The sequence below is a fragment of the Flavisolibacter ginsengisoli DSM 18119 genome (assembly GCF_900129295.1).
GTDB lineage: Bacteria > Bacteroidota > Bacteroidia > Chitinophagales > Chitinophagaceae > Flavisolibacter > Flavisolibacter ginsengisoli.
Map to the genome: position 1 here is coordinate 1 of NZ_FQUU01000005.1, position 17,664 is coordinate 17,664.

Below are 17,664 nucleotides of genomic sequence, written 5' to 3' on the forward strand. Positions count from 1 at the left end.
CCAGCCTATAAGATAGCTTATGTGGCCAAGCCGATTGATGCCAGCCAGGAAACTGACAATAATGCTCAAAATGCAGCCAGCCTGTTTGCAGGTGACAGCCGTGATGAAAAGTCTTTCAACCAGAATTGGGAAAAGAACCTGAAAGGAAAAGGCATCAATAAGCTGACAGCGGCTGACATCAAACCTTTGGATTTTGCCATCCAGGGTATCAACGGAACTTCAAGGAAGTTCATTAAGGATATTTTTGAAGCTGATAAAGGTGATGTAGTAGGACCTGAAAGAGTAGGTGATTCTTATGTAGTGGCAATTGTTACCGACATATCAAAAGAAGGCGTATCCAGTGTAGCACATGCACGTCCTGCCATCGAACCATTACTGCGTAACAAGAAAAAGGCTGAACTGATCAAAAAGAACATAGGCCAGGTAACTACACTTGAAGCTGCATCAGCTAAAGTATCCCAACAGATTCAAACTGTGGATAGTGTACGTTTCAGTGGTGCGAGCAATATGCTGGGTTATGAGCCCAAGGTACTGGGTGCCGCTTTCAATCCTGCCAACAAAGGAAAAGTAGCCAGTGAGCCAATAGCCGGCCAGGCTGGTGTATATGTATTAAGAGTAGACAATACTACCACCATACCTGTAGAAACTGCAAGCATTGAAGATCAGCGTAAGATGATGGAGAATCAAACACGCCAGCGCATTATGAGCCAAATGCAATATGGTGGTGGCAATCCATTCATTGAGCCACTGAAGAAATCAATTAAAATAAAAGACAACAGGGCTAAGTTCTTCTAGAATTGTTCCTGCTTCATATTAAAGCCGCCCGGATTTCGGGCGGCTTTTTTTATGTGCATGGGCAATATATCATTTCACTTAACTGTAATATATTTTGCATGCTTTACTGGGGTGGATATGTTGGCGATAGCTTAACCCTAATTACCACCCGATAATTATAATTTTGTATTATGAGTGAAGTGATCGTAAATAAGGTGGCTGAAAGCGGGATCATAACCCTGAACCTGGAAGACTATATTCCTAAGGAGGAAATGGCAAGCTTTGACCTGGCAGATCATTTATTTATGGGAATGATATTAAAGGAAAAAGATTTCAGGGAAGCATTGAAGAACTTTGACTGGACAATTTATGCCGGTAAAAATGTAAATGTTACCTGCACGGCAGATGCCATTATACCGCTTTGGGCTTATATGCTTGTAACCTCTTACCTGCAACCAGTGGCCAGGTATGTATATGCGGGTACTAAGGAAGAAATGTATAAGTACCTTTTTCTTCAAAACCTTGCGGCTATAGATCCGGCGCGTTTTGCAGATCAACGTGTGGTCATAAAGGGCTGTGGTGATGTAACGCTTGATAATTATACCTATACAGAAGTTACCCGGTTATTAAGACCGGTAGTAAAAAGCCTGATGTATGGTGAGCCCTGCAGCACGGTGCCCATCTATAAAAAGAAATAAATGCGTACTGTCAGCCTTTTTATTTTTCCAGCCATATTCTTATTGCTTTCCTGCGGCAATAATGCTTCCACTGTTCCTGAAGAAACAGAAGATACCGTGGAAACTTCAGTAAGTATAAATGTTCGTTTACAGGAACATTTCCCAAAGCTTTTTGCTTTTTACCAGCAACAGGACGCTTCTTTTCCCAAAGCAGGATTTGAAGGCGGCGAACTGGAAAGAAAAGATTCCCTTATTTCCACACCTATCGATACAGCACAATTACGTCCATTCCACTCCTATCTCGTGTTCAATGATGACAGTACAAAAGCTATAGATTTTGTAAGTTATAATTATGTATTGGTGAATAAGAACGGCCAAACCAAACTGGAGCAAGGAGGCCCCGATGCCGAGGTAGCCTTATTAGACTTTAAGAACAATTCCCGTAAGCGCATATTGTTTTTGGGCTCTTCCGCAACCATTCTGAATTCAGACTGGGATGGTAATGAAGTGCTGATAGCCGGTGCTGAAGACCTGGGGGAAGAGAAGGTGAAACCTACATTCTGGATATATGATACAGGAACAGGAACAATGGAGATATATAATTATAATGCTCCTTTGAAAGCCGATATCAAAAATTATACAGAGCAACTATTGAACATAAAGACTGTTGCTAAAACCAGCCCCTCTTTCTAAATGCCCGCACCATCCATAAAGGAATGAGCAACATAGCGGAAACTGAAATCATAAAGCCCCATTTGTTATGCAGCATTGGGATGGTTTCAAAGTTCATCCCAAAGATGCCGCCAATAACAGTGGCAGGAGCCAGCAAGCAGGTAACTACTGCCATCACTTTCATCACCTCGTTCATCTTAAGGTTTACGTTGTTGATATACAGGTCCTGCATGCTGATCATGACATCACGGTAGTTCTCACTTAAATCGTAGGCCTGGATGATATGGTCATATACATCCTTATAATATTTGGTTGTTCTTTCATCCAATAATGGGTTCTCACTGCGAATAATACCACTGACAAGGTCCCGGACAGGAGCAATATTTCTCTTGAGGACAATGAGTTCCTTTCTTAGCATATTGATCCTGGCCAAAGAGCGTTTATTACTATTTCGAATAATTTCTTCTTCAAGTATTTCAATGCTATCACCCAGCTTTTCCATCACAAAAAAGTAGCTGTCCACAATAAGATCCAGCATTGAATAGCATAGGTAATCAGCACCTCTCATGCGCAACTTGCTATTGGGCACTTTTAATTTCTCCCGGATAGGATTGAATACATCTCTTTTTGGATCTTCCTGGAAAGTAATGACAAAATCTTTTCCAAGCACGATGCTTACCTGTTCATGTTCCACTGTTTGCGTATCCTCGTTATAATACAGCATGTTCAGAAGGCAGTATAAAATGTTTTCCATTTCATCCATCTTCGGCCGCTGGTTTACGCTAACAATATCTTCAATGATCAAAGGATGTATACCATAATGTTCTCCAATCAATTCTATGTCTTTTCGGCGAATGCCATCAATATTGATCCAGCTGACATGCTTATTTTCTTTATAGGCAAAGCTTTGCTCTACATTATGCAGTGTGCATTCATCCAGTGAATTCTCATCGTAATCATAAACACGTACAAAGACCTGCTCTGCATCTTTCCTGCTGACATTAGTTATGGGATTGCTGTTTAATATCTCCCTGGTACGGTGTGTGCCCAGGAGCGTGGTAGGGATAAAATATCGGAAGTACTTCTCAGCCTTCATCATGCTGTTTCTTTAAGGAAAGATAGCTAAAGGCGAATAATTGTGTATTCATTTGTGTACAGAAAAGAAAAGGGCGCCAGGGAAAGCGCCATTATAATAAATATGATTTTTTAGAGAAAGTGGCAAAGGCCCTGTTCACAGTTTGCCATAGAGCTCGCGTAATTTTTCTCTTGTCATGATTTTCTCCCAGTCCTGGCCTAATGCATTTTCCCATAATGGCTTCATGCCTAAGGCTACGTTGATCATGGTATCGAATTGCTCTTCAGAAAGTCCTTTGCAGATGCCCTGTGGTATATCAATACCGTTCTTCTCCACCATCCTTTTAAATTCCGCCACTCCTTCCGGGTAATATTCTTCAATATGGTTCATGACAATGCAATTACCAATTCCATGTTTTGTTCCCAGCAGGTAACTCAGACCATAGCTGACAGCATGTGCCACGCCCACCTGGGAATATGCGATGCTCATGCCACCTGCATAAGAAGCCATCATCAACATATCATCACATTCATCATCCCAGCTTTCTTTTTCAAGGAATACTTTTCGGCAAAGCTCCAGCGCTTTTTCGCCATATGCCTTACTAAACTCATTGAGGTAGGTGCCTGTAAGACTTTCAATGCAATGTATGTAACAATCCATACCAGTATAAAACCGCTGGTTGACAGGCGCATTCCTGGTTAATTCCGGATCGAGCACTATCTGGTTGAATGGTGTAAAGTCGGAATTCATTCCCAGTTTTCTTGTAGGGCCGGTAAGTACTGTTGTGCGGCTTACTTCAGCACCCGTACCGCTTAAAGTGGGGATGCCTGCTTTATAGATACCGGGATGCTTAACAAGGTCCCAACCCTGGTAATCTGCTGAAGAGCCGGGATTGTTCATCATTAAAGACACGGCTTTGGCAAGGTCCATGGTAGAGCCACCACCTATACCAACGATGCCACTGACCATTCCAAATTCATCTTTCAACTGGTCGGCTATGGAATCTACATAGGTGGTTTTGGGCTCGTAGGTGACGTCTGCAAAAATGATCTTGTCATTACCCCTCACCGGAACACGATTCACCAGATCCTTACCTTGAAAATAATGATCTACCAGGAACACTATAGGTGCATCATTATTCCGTTGTGGTTGAAGTATTTCGTCTAACTGGTTGAAACTACCACGGCCATAGACCACGTAATCCACCATTTTAAAGTTTCTGAATTTCATAGCCTAAATTTCTAATTCGGGCAAATGTCGAAAACTATTACCATACTTGTTTTGACTTTAAAGAAAATTTGAACATCTTGGCCGATCAACCAACTAACTATGCCTCATTTTAGCAAAACACTGTTATTTCCTGGAAGAAGCTCAGCAGAGTTATTATCAATAGCCTATGGAACCTTCCAGGAGCTTTCATGGAAACTTAAGATTGCCGGTAATGACCAGATAGTTGGATATACAAATAGCAAATGGAAAAACAAGGGTGAAGAGATAATTGTAATAACAGAAAATGAAAAAGTTATTATGATGAGCAAAATGGTCAACGGCGAGGTACTTGATATCCTACAAAAAAACAGGAGAAATATTACACGGTTCCAACAAGCATTTGAAAATTTGGTGCAGCATGAAGATGTTCTGCAGTTAGAAAATTGGACCGGTGAATTGTCCACATTGCAACAAGAAACATTCCTGTTGGCAGAACAGGAAAAGGAAGAGCGGATGGAAGTGGAAAGAATCATGAAGTTATCATCAGGTTCCCGTTCAGTGACCTACTTTCTTATTGGAACAAATGCCCTGATTTTTTTACTTATGTGGATTACTGGTGCCGGTATATGGGAGCCCGGCACTGACGTACTTATAAAATGGGGTGCTAACTATAAACCAATGACCACAGGGGGTGAATGGTGGAGATTGTTTACGTGCATATTTGTGCATATTGGAATTGTACATCTGTTACTCAATATGTATGCTCTATTAATGATTGGAAATTACCTGGAGCCGATGCTTGGACGTTTACGTTTTACCGTTGCCTATGTTTGTACTGGTATCATTGCCAGCATAACAAGTTTGTGGTGGCACCAGGATCCTATAGTAAGTGCCGGAGCATCGGGAGCTATTTTTGGATTATATGGTTTATTCCTGGCCTTATTAACCACTAACCTGATCCCTCACTCTGCCAGGAAGGCTTTGCTTCAAAGTATTGGAATTTTTGTACTTTATAATATTACTTATGGGCTTCGTTCACAAACCGTAGATAACTCTGCTCACATTGGCGGACTGCTTAGCGGATTGGCTATAGGCTATTTATACTTTTTTACAATAAAAACAGAGGCCAGGTTAAAAACCAATGCAACCCTTGTTGCTATTATATCAATAACTGTGATTTTTGGTAGTTTATACATCATGAATTCAAATGACGATTCATGGGTTTACCAACAGCATGTTGAAAAAATAGTTGGCATTGAAGCGGAAGCATTGAAGCCCTTGCAGAACATTAAAGACCCTATGCTGTTGAAGGAGGTAGCCACGGTAACACAACCTAAATGGCAGGAGGCAAAACATTTATTGGAGGAAACTTCGATGTATAAACTTAATGGCCAGCTTGTGAATCATAGGAAAATGCTTGAACAATATTTGGATCTTCGAATTAAGCAAACAGACCTGATAATTATTGCACTTCAAGGCCATGAAAATGTTGATAGTGAATTAAACAGGTATACTGAAAACATCAATGTATTACTTGAACGGATGCAAAAGTAAGGGATGCTGATTTGTAAGGTTTTGAATGAATAAGGGGTTCTGATAATACCCGGCAGAACAATATTTCCTGGTTTGCAATGTTTGGCGTAAAAAATTACAATAGCTGCGCTGCTCTTTCCAGGTCTTCAGGTGTGTCTATCTCCACTCCCATAAAGCCTGTTTCTACCATTCGGATGGGTACTCCATTCTCCAGGTAGCGCAGGCATTCGATCTTTTCAGCATTTTCAAGGGGAGATACAGGCCATGAAGTGAAGTCAAGCAAGGATTGCTTGCGAAAAGCGTATACGCCAATATGTTCGTAGTAAACAATAGGAATGTTCTTATTTCTTGGATAAGGAATAATGCTGCGGCTAAAGAAAAGTGCGTTGCTGTTCTTATCCACGCATACTTTCACATAATTAGGATCCGCTATCAAAGACTCGTCTTCCAGTATCTGCATTAAAGAACCTACCTGTACAGAAGGATCAAGAAATTGTTGTAGTAATTTTTCAAGGTGTTCCTTTTTCACAAAGGGGGTATCTCCCTGCACATTTACAATGACATCCACATCAAGTGATGCTGCGGCTTCGGCAATGCGGTCGCTTCCACTTTCGTGCTCTCTTTGACTCATCAGGGCTTTACCACCATTACCCGTTATCTCCTTATAAATAACATCGCTATCGGTAACCACTACTACTTCGTCAAACAACCCGGTTGCCATTGTAGCATCATAAGTATGCCTGATCACAGACTTGCCTTTTAATGTGGCCATGAGTTTTCCATTGAACCGGGTGGCCCCGTAACGTGCCGGGATCATTGCAATTATTTTCATACCTGTAGTGTTAATAAAGCAGGGTGCAATTTAGGCGAGTCTGCGAGAATCAGAAACAATAAGATCAAGGGCGCATTTCCTGGAAAGGCTTTTTGAGCAGCATGCCAAGGTTCTCATCCTGTTCATTGGCATAATAAGCGTCAAGGCCATAACGGATTTGTGCAGCATCCAGTTTTTTGTAGGTACCCAACAGGCGATCCCACACAGAAAACACTGCACCATAATTACTATCTGTGTATGGCTGTTGCCAGTGATGGTGCACCTTATGCATGGCGGGAGAGACAAAAAGGTAACTCAACGAAGCATCCAGCCACCTTGGAAGATGGATATTGGCATGTGTGAATTGGGTTGATAAAACCAATACTGTCTGGTAGATCATTACTGCATACATGGGCGCTCCTGTAATAGCTATAGCTGCCAGGAAAAATACTCCCCTGAGAACGCTTTCGATGGGATGGTGCCGCAAGCCTGTGGTGACATCTACATTATTATCTGAATGATGCACCACATGGAACTTCCATAATGGGTATATTTTATGTTGAACCCAGTGAACCAGCCAGCCACCAAAGAAGTCAAGAACAAAAAAGGAAATAACGATTGTCCATAATTTAGAAGCATGGAGCCAATAAACCAATCCAAGCCCATTGGCTTTACTCATATCTGAAAGAAGGACAATGACCAGGGCAAACGCTGTATGTATAACCAGGTGAACAACGGTGAAGGTGAGGTTTACGGAAGCGTGGCGCCATTTTGTTTTTTTATATTGAAGTGACAAGAAAGGTATAGCACCTTCCAGCAGCCATAAAAGCAACATGCCACCCACCAGGAAAACCATTCTTTGGGCAGGGTGTTTTTCCAGCTCCTGGAAATAATCAATCATGTTTTGCCACATAACTTAAAGTTAATAAGAACAGGCCGCTTTGCCTATGCGAAAAAGAGTTGATTATTAAAGGCAGGGTTAGGGTAACTCCTTAAAGTCATAGCCACAGTCTTCGCATTGATAGACTTTTTTAACTTCCATGGAATGTCCGTTCAATATCATACTGATGATAGCAGAAAGCCTGCATTTATGTTGGCGGGTGATGCTTACTACTTTTAATTTGTGGGCTTTGCATACCGGGCAGGGAATAGATTTCAAATAATCAAGTTCAGCTTGCTCCATCATATCCCAGGCTCTTTCTGCCTGGCTGTGATAGACCATTAATTTAATACCGCCCAGTGCAGGGGTTAAAAGCGGGTCAACGGTTAAAATGTGTTCATCTTTGAGATGGCAATTGATATCCCTGTGCTGAAGCATATTCAACACTATACGGGCTTCCATGTAATTGTCAAATGAGCGAAGTTCTACATAATCCATACCTCTGATTTACAGGGCCGGAGGGTTGTTAGTAGTAGCAAATAAATTGCCGGGCTTGTGGGCCCGGCAAACTATTAGTTAAAAATACTCTTAATTATAATAATGGACCCGGGTCCCATGCCTTATTGATTCAACATTAAAGGCATTACCAACATCAATACATCTTCACTATCATCCATTTCAGTTGGCTTGATAATTCCTGCCTTGGTAGGAGTAGACAGTTCCAGTCTAACCTCTTCGCTATCTGCTGCATTCAGCATTTCTATAAGGAAGCGTGCATTGAATGCAATGGTGATATCCTCTCCATCATACTGGCATTTCATTCTTTCATTTCCTTCAAAGCTGAAGTCAACGTCCTGGGCGGCCAATTGCAACTCACTACCACTAATGTTCAGTGCTACCTGGTTGGTACTTTTATTACTAAATACACTTACACGTCGCAGCGCACTCTGGAAATCGCTTTTGGTAACCACCATTTTATAGGGGTTGTCTGAAGGAATGACCACCTTATAATCCGGAAACCTTGCATCTATCAGGCGGCAGCTCATTTGAGTAGTGCCATGCTTTACGAAAAGATGGTTGGAATTATAGCTTAAAGTGATCTCATCTTCATTATCAGGGAGTGCAGACTTTAAAAGGTTTAATGGCTTTCGGGGAACTATGAAAGAGTCTGCTTTAGGGCAGCTTACATCCGTTCTTTTATAGCGTACCAACCGATGTGCATCAGTAGCCACGCACTGCAAATAGTCCTTGTTCAGTTCAAAGAAAACACCAGTCATTGCCGGCCTGAGATCATCATTACTTACAGCAAACAAAGTTTTATTGATAGCTGTCACCAATGCTGTTGCGGTCATGGTAAAAGAGGTAGTATCGTCGGCTGTTGGCTCCTTGGGGAAATTATCCGGATTTTCACCCATAACCTTGTATTTACCATTATCGCTGGTGATCTCTACACTAAAATTCTTGTCGATATTAAAGGTTAAAGGCTGGTCAGGAATGTTTTTAAGTGAATCCATCAAGATCCTGGCAGGGATACAAACTTTTCCCGTTTCTTTTGCTTCAATATCCATCTGGATCCTCATTACAGTCTCCAGGTCGGTAGCTACCACGGTAAGCTTATTTTTATCTACTTCAAACAAAAAGTCCTCAAGAATGGGTAAAACAGTATTGGCATTGATAACCCCGTTGATATGCTGCAGTTGTTTAAGCAGTTGCGAAGAAGAAACAATAAACTTCATGTTCTGGATTGTTTGAAATAAGTGTGGCGAAACTAATCATTTTTAGCGGACAAAATAGGGGCGTTGATAAGTTGGACCAATGAAGTTAAAGGCCTATCTGCTAAGCATTAATATATATTATAGGTTTTGCTTCGGGAAGCTATCATCTGTATGGGTGCAGTGGTTATCTTATTCCTGGGGATCGGTAAGACAGGCAGGTATAAGTTTTTAATAATCCCATAAGATTTAATGATTTAGGATGCTTTCGCGGCCCATGTTTTGAATAGTGTAAATTGCCCGAATTGTTTAATATAATGCTGAGACTGATTTAGAAAGTTTTCTGTTAGGATATTTGCTAAATCTAAGAGATAATAAGTATGCTGGATAAGATATTTAGCTGGTCAAAGAAAAAGCCTGATGAAGAAGTGCAGCCGCAAATAATATTTGGACGTTACTCGGACAATAATAAATCTGTAGCCAAGGTTGAAAAGTGGAATGCAGCAGATAACCTCTTCAAGGAAAAGAAGTACTATGAAAGCATTTCTGCCTTCTTTGAATATTTATCTGATGATGAGCTGGGCAATGTCATTCATAAACAGGACGGGAACAAGGGAAGCTTTGAATTTTACCAGGGATCAAAGATCATTCGCGGACACTATGATGATAAGTTGTTTGAGGCAGAAGGCTTTCTTGCCTCCATGCCGCAGGCAAGTGTGCCTGTAATGAGAAGGTTGCTGGAAATGAACTTCACCTTGTATTATAGCAGGTATGCTATAAATGGCGACAATATCTCCATGTTATTCGATAGTGATATACAGACAGCCAATCCAAGCAAATTGTATTATGGCCTGAAAGAGCTAGCCACAAAAACCGACAAGCAGGATGACTTGCTGGTGCAGGATTTCACGGCCTTAAAAGCAATAGACACAGACCATCTGCAGCCTATTCCAGAGGAAGAAAAGGAAGTCAAGTATCAATACTTTAAGAAATGGATAGAAGAGACCCTGGCATTGATCAATGGTGTTGACCAGGATAAATATTCCGGTGGTATAGCCTACCTGTTGCTCGCATTGGCTTACCGGATAGATTATCTGATAGTCCCTGAAGGCAAGCTATTACTGGCACTGGAAAAAATAGTAGAGATCTATTTTAGAAAGGATGACAGGCCAGTAACAGAAAAGAACCAGGAAATGATAGATGGCTATCAAAAATTACTGGAAAAGCAAAAGGAAGACTTTTTCCCCTTCCTGTTTCGTTCAAAATTCACCTTTTCCATAGTTACACCGCAGAATTACAAGACCATTGCAGATGCTATATACAATGCTAACCAGAATGTGGCCTGGTATAAGGATAATAAACTGCCAGGCATTGCAGCACAGATCAGTGAATATGGCCTTTCCTATTGCCAGTACTCTTATAGCTTGCCAAGACCGATAACCGAATATTTCCATTTATTCATGATGATCAATTACGGTGATTTTTTCAGGGATATAGGATTCAAAGAGGAATATTATAAGAAAGAAACAGGGGAGTATAACCGGGAACTGATCTTCCAGAGGATAGAAGAAACAGAAGCAAGATGGAAAGAGAAATACCCTGAGTTAAAGTTTAAAACGGATAAGTTGAAGTTCGACAACGAAGTAGCCTTTAATCAATCATTTACTACCGAGATAGAATACCTGAATTTAGAAACCAAGTAAGCATGAACACCCAGCAGATCATAGAGCTTTACCGGCCGGCCATCATCCAGATTGCTACCCAAAATAGCACGGGGACTGGTTTTTATTTAAAAGAGTTCGACCTGATAGTGACCAATGATCATGTAGTAGGTAAGAATGCCGAGGTGACCATACAGGGTAGGCTATTTGAAAAAAGACTGGCAAGGGTTTGGTTCACTGACCGTAAGCATGACCTGGCTTTCCTTCAGCCACCACTGGAAGTTCAAATACCTGAAGTGAAGCTGGGTAATTATGATGAAACAAAGGATGGTGATGTGGTAGTAGCAATAGGGCATCCTTTCGGCCTGAACTATACCGCTACGCAGGGGGTGATCTCAAAGGTGGACCGTATTAGGGATGGCGTCAAATACATACAGATTGATGCCGCTATCAATCCAGGAAACAGTGGTGGACCTTTAGTAAATAAGGAAGGTCATATTATAGGCATTAATTCATTTATTATACGCGGTGGGGACAACCTGGGTTTTGCCTTACCTGTTAGTTATATCAGGGAGGCGCTGGAGCTCTATTTGCCTCATAAAGGCGAGCCATCTACCCGTTGTCATAGCTGTAACCACCTGGTAACGGCCAGCAATATAGAAGCAAGTAAATACTGCCCTTATTGTGGTACCGAAGTAAAATTGCCACAGCCACCCGAACGGGAAGCAAAACCTGTAGGGGTAGCTAAAACCGTGGAGGAAATACTAAGAGAACTGGGACAGGATGTGAAGCTGGCAAGAGATGGCAATAACAACTGGAGTGTGAAAGAAGGAACGGCCAAGATCAAGATCAACTACAACCCGGATAATTATTTTGTGGCGGGTGATGCTTATCTATGCCAATTGCCCACAGACACTGCTCAAATAAAACCGCTTTACCAATTCCTGCTACAGGAGAATTATAAAATGGAAAGCCTGGTATTAAGCTGTGTGAAACAGAACATTGTACTTTCCTGCATCATGTATGATATGGACATGACAAAAGAGGCTGGTGTGGAAATGTTTCGTGATCTGTTTCAAAAAGCAGATTATTATGACCAGTTACTGGAAAAGGAGTTTGGTTGCATGGAACTATTGGAAGAATAATTTGTGATCTATATAAACAAACCACCGTGCAAAGAAAGATCCTCACTAAAGAACAGGCATTACAAAAACTACGTCAATACTGCGCTTACCAGGAACGCAGCCATTATGAAGTTCAGCAAAAGCTTTATGAGCTTGGCGTAAGAAAAGCTGAACACGATGAGATCATTTCAACATTGATAGAAGAGGATTACCTGAATGAAGAAAGGTTTGCCATGCAATACGTGGGAGGTAAGTTCAGGATGAAAGACTGGGGACGGAAAAAGATCTACTATGCACTAAAAGAAAAAAAAGTAAGTGAGTACAGTATAAAAAAAGCCATGGCCCAGATAGATGAAGAAGCTTATCATGCTATTTTACATGAGCTGGCAGAAAAGAAATACGAATCTCTGAAAGGAGAACAGTTCATGGTGCGTAAGAAAAAAACAATAGATTATTTAATTCAGAAAGGTTACGAATCAGATCTTGTTATGTCTGCTCTGAAAGATATAGCAACCAAAGAATAATTATCTTGGGCTAAATTTCTACTAATGAGAAAAGGCTTGCTTCCCTGTTTTTTATTATTGTCTACAGCTGTTTATTGCCAGCTTGACAGCACAAGGATCATTGAGCCCAATAAAGTAACAAGTTATACCAACAAGGATCTTATCCTTATTGCACTTGCCTCACTGGCACTCCTGATAGCCATCTATTTTTTGTTCAGAAGAGCAAAAACAAGAGCCCGGGGAAATTAATATTTATAATCGGGCAGATGCATTGATTTCCAGTTCTCATTATCCATTTCAAATTTTACTTCACCGCTTTTGGTGATACCCACGGCTTTCCATCCATTCATCCTGTAGAAAGTTTCTGCTTTTGTGCCGGGTGCCGTGCTAAGCCAGACCTTATTGCTGGTTTGTGTAAAATACCAGTCAAGCATAATGGTATGGAGGTATTTGCCAATGCCCTTTCCGGCATGATCAGGGTGAACAAATAAAGCCCAGATATTGTGGTCAACCAGGTCGGCTATGGCAAAGGCTACTATTTGATCGTTGACCTCACAGACCCAACCTTTACCTCTTACAGTAATATATACTTTACAATCATCGTCAGTCACCAGGGCTGGATTGGATAAAACATTTTCCTTCACACTGTGACGAACAATTTGAATCTGCGGTATGTCCTCCGGGAGAGCTTCCCTGTATTGTACCTGTTCTTGTTTCATATGCCCACAAATAGATTAAGAAAGTTAAACAAATTGATAAAATAGCTTCCCTTGGGAATTATTCTTTTTTTTGCAGTATGTCAAACCTTAAGGTAAGCCTGGTCCAAACCTCATTGCATTGGGAAGACAAGGCGTCTAACCTATCCATGCTATCTGAAAAGATAGCAGGCGTTAAAGCATCTACGCACCTGGTAGTATTACCAGAGATGTTCACTACTGGTTTTAGTATGAAGCCGGAGCAGCTGGCTGAAAATATGGAGGGAGACACCTTAGCCTGGATGCAGCAAACTGCCAGGGACAATAAGGTGATACTTACAGGAAGTATGATTGCAGAACAGGAAGGCAATTATTATAACCGGTTGGTTTGGATGCTTCCTAACGGGCAATATGGTACTTATGACAAGAGACACTTATTTGCCTTTGCTGAAGAAGATAAACATTATACCAGTGGAACAAAGCGATTGATAGCTTCTGTAAATGGATGGAAGGTTCATTTGCTTGTGTGTTATGACCTGCGTTTCCCTGTATGGGCCAGGCAACAATTTGATGAGCAGGGAAATTATGAATATGATGTATTGGTGTATGTAGCCAACTGGCCAGAAAAAAGAAGTACAGCCTGGAAAAGCCTGTTGCAGGCACGGGCCATAGAAAACCAATGCTATGTTGTTGGAGTGAACCGCGTAGGGAAAGACGCGAATGATATTATTTACAGCGGAGATAGCATGGTAATAGATCCGCTGGGAGAGATCTTGTATCAAAAAGCCAATGAGGAAGACGTGGCAACATTAACACTTGACAAGGATCATTTAGACGCTGTAAGGAAAAGATTTCCTTTCTGGAGAGATGCCGATAATTTTGATATTTTATTATAGGATCAAACAGCCGTATTTACTTGAGTCCATGAACAGCACTGTCCTGCCTTTTCTCTAAGATGAGTTGCCTCACTTTCTGCATTTTAAAATCTTCATTACGCATTATGGCCTGAACAGTAGGCAATGCTTCAACCTCCGGGATTACTCCCCTTCCTTTGACTTCGTTTTTGTCAATAATCAATCGAAATAACGGCAACCTGAATCTCACTTTGGTATTGGGTAGTTCTACATCAGGAATTAACCAGGCTGTGTTGCCATAGGCTCCTCCACCAGTTTCTTCGCCAACAATGGTCACATTATCCTGTGGCTTAATGGTTTTGGCAAAAAGAGTAGCTGCCGAAAAAGTGTTGCCACCTGTCAGCACATATACGTCTCCGTTAAAGTGGTTCTTCTTTTTAGGAGAGAAATATTTCCTTTCATAGTACTTGAAGTGATAATTGCCATCTTCTCTTTTATGTGCCATAAATAGCAGGAACAAACGACTCTGGAAATAATCTTCTATATACTTGTGGTATTTACTTTTTCGTTTTACAGCATAGATGGAATCTGCTATTTTGAAAGGTGCATTGGCAATATACCGGGTGAGCAGGTTGGATAATACAACGCTGCCCCCACCATTCCCTCTCAGGTCAATGACAAGGTTTTGAACTTTTTCTTTCCTGAGCTTTTTAAAAGACTTCCTGAAGAAAGTGCGCAACCTGTAGCTTTTCGAAAATCCATTCACCTCCATTATGGCCAGGTTTTTTGCCGTATCTACCTGCATATTGCGCTGGGCCTGGAATTCCATTTTCCTTCTTTGTCTTGCCGAAGGTCTTTTAACAACAGGCCTGTGTGCCGGGCTATCTAAAGTAGGATTATATACATCTATTTGTGCCGCCTTTATACTTCCTGTAGTGTCTATATATTCAACATTCATCTTTCTGCGCAGGCCAAAAATAGAGCCGTACATATTGCGAAACATGCCACCATTGCTTATTGTCTGGTACTTGTGTGTGAGGTTATAACCATCTGCAGATAAATAATTAAAAAAGGTGTCTACAATTGATTGGATCGGGCGTCCTTCAATAGATCTAAGGATCACGCCCCTGGTGACATTGCTGTCTTTCCTGTTCAGGTTAGAAGTGACCATTACGGTATCCGGCCACGCCTTCACACTTAAGGGCAGGGAAAAGCTTCTTGACCTGTCCGAGTAGCGGCTGGCAGCTTTGGAAGACCTTACGGTGGTGTGGCCGCACCTGATCTTTGCCACTACGTAACTAAGAATGTTCCGGAATTTGTATTCGGGCAGTGAATCATTCAATTGCCTGGCACCCTGGTCAAAATAATAATCAATACTATCCTTACTGGTATACCAATATAAGCTAGGGTGTGATTCTTCCAGTATATTCCTGAATAAGGTATAATCTTCCTTTAATTGCCCGGGACTATACTTTTTTGCCGGGTCATATTTATTACTAACTGCGCAGCTGCAGGCAAAAAACAACCATAAAATTAGTGGGTAACCCTTTTTCATAGCAGCGATCATTCTCCTTTCAAAGCATTCCATCCCTGCGCTGTAATAGGATGCTTTCCTCCGCCTTTTGTAATAATATGCGCACCGGCATCCGGATCTGTAATGTAACCTATAACGCTTATTTGTTCCGAAAGGGTAATCTTGTCATAATCATCCTGCTTCATGGTAAAAAGCAGTTCATAATCTTCACCACCACTCAAGGCGCAAGCTGTTGGATCCAGATTGAATTTAAAGGCTGCCATCCTGGACTCCTCCGCAATAGGTATTTTCTCTTCATACAGTACACAACCCACCTGGCTGTTCTTACAGATATGTAAGATCTCCGAGCTGAGACCATCGCTAACATCTATCATTGATGTAGGTGTAATATCATTATTGGCAAAGAACTCTATGATGTCTTTTCTTGCCTCGGGTTTCAATATCCGTCCAACAATATATTTTTCACCCTCCAGGTCTGGCTGAACACCCGGGCTTTCCATGAATATTTTCTTTTCCCTTTCCAATAATGTCAAGCCGAGGAAGGCGCCGCCAAGGTCACCCGTAACACAAAGGAGGTCGCCCTTTCGAGCCCCGCTGCGTTTTACATACTTGTCAGGGGCCACTTCGCCTATTGCGGTACACGAGATAATAAAACCTTTTTGAGAGGAAGTGGTGTCACCACCGATTAAGTCAACACCATATTTTTCGCAGGCGGCATACACTCCTTCGTAAAACTCCTCTAATGCTTCGAGGCTGAACCGGTTGCTGAAACCCAATCCCAAAATAACATGGGTAGGTGTTGCATTCATGGCGCAGATATCACTCACATTGACCACGATCGTTTTATAACCCAGGTGCTTTAGTGGCGTATACATAAGATCGAAATGCACGCCTTCCAGTAAAAGATCATTGGTAACGACTGTTTGTTTTCCAAAATGATCTATCACTGCCGCATCATCCCCCACACCAATAATGGTGGAGGCATTCTGGATCTCAATATTTTTAGTAAGGTGGTCAATGAGACCAAATTCTCCAAGTGTAGAAACTTCTGTTCTGTTGTCACTCATAGTTGTAAGATAATTATGATTTAGCCGGAACGTTCCCTTTTACCCACTCCACCAATTCTTCGTGAATAATACCGTTACTGGCAATTATACCAGGCTGGTAAGGAGAATAGGGCCTTCCATTAAGGTCAGTAACTGTTCCACCCGCTTCTTCTACTAATAAAAAGCCCGCAGCGCTATCCCATGCCTGTAATTTATGCTCATAAAAGCCGTCAAAGCGCCCACAGGCCACCCAGGCAAGATCAATGGCAGCAGAACCCAACCTGCGTACGGGCACCCCCCTCCTGATAAATCGTTCAAATACCTGCAAGGGACCATTTGGCTCATCCAGGTAGGTATAAGGGAACCCTGTGACCATGCAGGCATTTACTACATTCTCCTTTTTACTTACGCTGATAGGTTTATCGTTAAGGGTAGCACCCTTTCCCCTTTCTGCTACAAAAAACTCATTTATAAAGGGGTTGTAGATAGCGCCAAGCACCATCTTTTTCTGGTATTCAACTCCAATGGAAATGCAGCAAATAGGGATACGATGGGCAAAGTTCACTGTGCCATCAATAGGATCAATGATCCATTTGTATTCTGAATCCTGTACAAGGTCACCACATTCCTCACTTAATATATGGTGCTCCGGGAAGTTTTGTTTGATAATGTCTATAATGGCCTTTTCAGAAGCATGATCTACCTCTGTTACAAGGTTATTTACCCCTTCCTTGTTGGAGATCTTGATATCCAGGTCATTAAATCTCAGGATCTCACTTGCCGCAGCCTGCACTGCCTGGAGAAGGGTGTTTTTGAGCATCCGCAAAAATAGCTGATAGTTTTGGTATACTTCCTGCCGGGGGTGGTTATAGATTAGTGTACATTAGGCAGGTACCGGCATTTA

The 17,664-nt window shown here is 41.6% G+C and carries 18 protein-coding genes and 1 pseudogene; 9 read left to right on the forward strand and 10 right to left on the reverse strand.

From position 1 onward, the window contains the following. From BUA53_RS21195 to BUA53_RS07230, 3 genes and pseudogenes are all read left to right on the forward strand, one after another. Positions 1 to 795 (forward strand): annotated as a pseudogene (locus BUA53_RS21195) (peptidylprolyl isomerase); the annotation flags it as partial. Between the two features lie 170 nt (positions 796 to 965). Beyond that, the gene (locus BUA53_RS07225; RefSeq protein WP_072834700.1) at positions 966 to 1,472 is read left to right on the forward strand and encodes a DUF2480 family protein; all 507 of its coding nucleotides are present in this window, start codon (positions 966 to 968) and stop codon (positions 1,470 to 1,472) included. Then, positions 1,473 to 2,144: a hypothetical protein gene (locus BUA53_RS07230; protein WP_072834701.1), complete on the forward strand. Its 672-nt coding sequence runs from the start codon at positions 1,473 to 1,475 to the stop codon at positions 2,142 to 2,144. It abuts the gene before it with no gap. Here the strand turns inward: BUA53_RS07230 and corA are convergent. Further along, the gene (gene corA / locus BUA53_RS07235; protein ID WP_245793054.1) at positions 2,122 to 3,222 is read right to left on the reverse strand and encodes a magnesium/cobalt transporter CorA; all 1,101 of its coding nucleotides are present in this window, start codon (positions 3,220 to 3,222) and stop codon (positions 2,122 to 2,124) included. The genes BUA53_RS07230 and corA overlap by 23 nt on opposite strands. 132 nt (positions 3,223 to 3,354) lie before the next feature. Then, positions 3,355 to 4,428 carry an iron-containing alcohol dehydrogenase family protein gene (locus BUA53_RS07240; protein WP_072834703.1) on the reverse strand — a complete coding sequence of 358 codons (1,074 nt, stop codon included), beginning with the start codon at positions 4,426 to 4,428 and terminating at the stop codon, positions 3,355 to 3,357. A gap of 99 nt (positions 4,429 to 4,527) precedes the next feature. Here BUA53_RS07240 and BUA53_RS07245 point away from each other — a divergent pair, with 99 nt between their 5' ends. After that, positions 4,528 to 5,961 (forward strand): rhomboid family intramembrane serine protease, encoded by a 1,434-nt coding sequence (locus tag BUA53_RS07245; RefSeq protein WP_072834704.1) that lies wholly within the window; start codon positions 4,528 to 4,530, stop codon positions 5,959 to 5,961. Between the two features lie 94 nt (positions 5,962 to 6,055). Here BUA53_RS07245 and kdsB read toward each other — a convergent pair whose 3' ends face one another. From kdsB to dnaN, 4 genes are all read right to left on the reverse strand, one after another. Then, a complete protein-coding gene (gene kdsB, locus BUA53_RS07250) occupies positions 6,056 to 6,772 on the reverse strand; it encodes a 3-deoxy-manno-octulosonate cytidylyltransferase (RefSeq protein WP_072834705.1) in 717 nt (238 codons plus the stop codon). A gap of 64 nt (positions 6,773 to 6,836) precedes the next feature. Then, positions 6,837 to 7,664, reverse strand: coding sequence for a sterol desaturase family protein (locus tag BUA53_RS07255; protein WP_072834706.1), 828 nt, complete (start codon positions 7,662 to 7,664; stop codon positions 6,837 to 6,839). A gap of 66 nt (positions 7,665 to 7,730) precedes the next feature. After that, positions 7,731 to 8,129 (reverse strand): putative signal transducing protein, encoded by a 399-nt coding sequence (locus BUA53_RS07260; protein WP_072834707.1) that lies wholly within the window; start codon positions 8,127 to 8,129, stop codon positions 7,731 to 7,733. A gap of 122 nt (positions 8,130 to 8,251) precedes the next feature. Beyond that, the gene (dnaN, locus tag BUA53_RS07265) at positions 8,252 to 9,367 is read right to left on the reverse strand and encodes a DNA polymerase III subunit beta (RefSeq protein ID WP_072834708.1); all 1,116 of its coding nucleotides are present in this window, start codon (positions 9,365 to 9,367) and stop codon (positions 8,252 to 8,254) included. 356 nt (positions 9,368 to 9,723) lie between these two features. Here dnaN and BUA53_RS07270 point away from each other — a divergent pair, with 356 nt between their 5' ends. From BUA53_RS07270 to BUA53_RS07285, 4 genes are read left to right on the forward strand one after another with little or no spacing between them, the layout of a single operon-like run. Then, positions 9,724 to 11,046 (forward strand): type III secretion system chaperone family protein, encoded by a 1,323-nt coding sequence (locus BUA53_RS07270; protein WP_072834709.1) that lies wholly within the window; start codon positions 9,724 to 9,726, stop codon positions 11,044 to 11,046. 2 nt (positions 11,047 to 11,048) lie between these two features. Then, positions 11,049 to 12,149: a trypsin-like peptidase domain-containing protein gene (locus BUA53_RS07275; RefSeq protein WP_072834710.1), complete on the forward strand. Its 1,101-nt coding sequence runs from the start codon at positions 11,049 to 11,051 to the stop codon at positions 12,147 to 12,149. Between the two features lie 26 nt (positions 12,150 to 12,175). Next, positions 12,176 to 12,652, forward strand: coding sequence for a regulatory protein RecX (locus BUA53_RS07280; protein WP_072834711.1), 477 nt, complete (start codon positions 12,176 to 12,178; stop codon positions 12,650 to 12,652). 24 nt (positions 12,653 to 12,676) lie between these two features. Continuing rightward, positions 12,677 to 12,880, forward strand: a complete 204-nt coding sequence (locus tag BUA53_RS07285; RefSeq protein WP_072834712.1) for a hypothetical protein — start codon at positions 12,677 to 12,679, stop codon at positions 12,878 to 12,880. Here the strand turns inward: BUA53_RS07285 and BUA53_RS07290 are convergent. After that, positions 12,877 to 13,350, reverse strand: coding sequence for a GNAT family N-acetyltransferase (locus tag BUA53_RS07290; RefSeq protein WP_072834713.1), 474 nt, complete (start codon positions 13,348 to 13,350; stop codon positions 12,877 to 12,879). The two genes, BUA53_RS07285 and BUA53_RS07290, sit on opposite strands and share 4 nt — an antisense overlap. Positions 13,351 to 13,427: 77 nt before the next feature. Between BUA53_RS07290 and BUA53_RS07295 the strand changes: the two genes are divergently transcribed. Beyond that, the gene (locus BUA53_RS07295) at positions 13,428 to 14,222 is read left to right on the forward strand and encodes an amidohydrolase (RefSeq protein ID WP_072834714.1); all 795 of its coding nucleotides are present in this window, start codon (positions 13,428 to 13,430) and stop codon (positions 14,220 to 14,222) included. Between the two features lie 16 nt (positions 14,223 to 14,238). Here the strand turns inward: BUA53_RS07295 and BUA53_RS07300 are convergent, their stop codons facing one another. Genes BUA53_RS07300 through BUA53_RS07310 form a run of 3 tightly spaced genes read right to left on the reverse strand, consistent with a single transcriptional unit; the run spans position 14,239 to position 17,580 of the window. Then, the gene (locus BUA53_RS07300) at positions 14,239 to 15,735 is read right to left on the reverse strand and encodes a S41 family peptidase (RefSeq protein ID WP_072834915.1); all 1,497 of its coding nucleotides are present in this window, start codon (positions 15,733 to 15,735) and stop codon (positions 14,239 to 14,241) included. Between the two features lie 8 nt (positions 15,736 to 15,743). Beyond that, positions 15,744 to 16,781: a thiamine-phosphate kinase gene (gene thiL / locus BUA53_RS07305; RefSeq protein ID WP_072834715.1), complete on the reverse strand. Its 1,038-nt coding sequence runs from the start codon at positions 16,779 to 16,781 to the stop codon at positions 15,744 to 15,746. A 13-nt stretch (positions 16,782 to 16,794) separates the two neighbouring features. Beyond that, positions 16,795 to 17,580, reverse strand: coding sequence for an inositol monophosphatase family protein (locus BUA53_RS07310; protein ID WP_072834716.1), 786 nt, complete (start codon positions 17,578 to 17,580; stop codon positions 16,795 to 16,797). Positions 17,581 to 17,664: the final 84 nt, after the last annotated feature.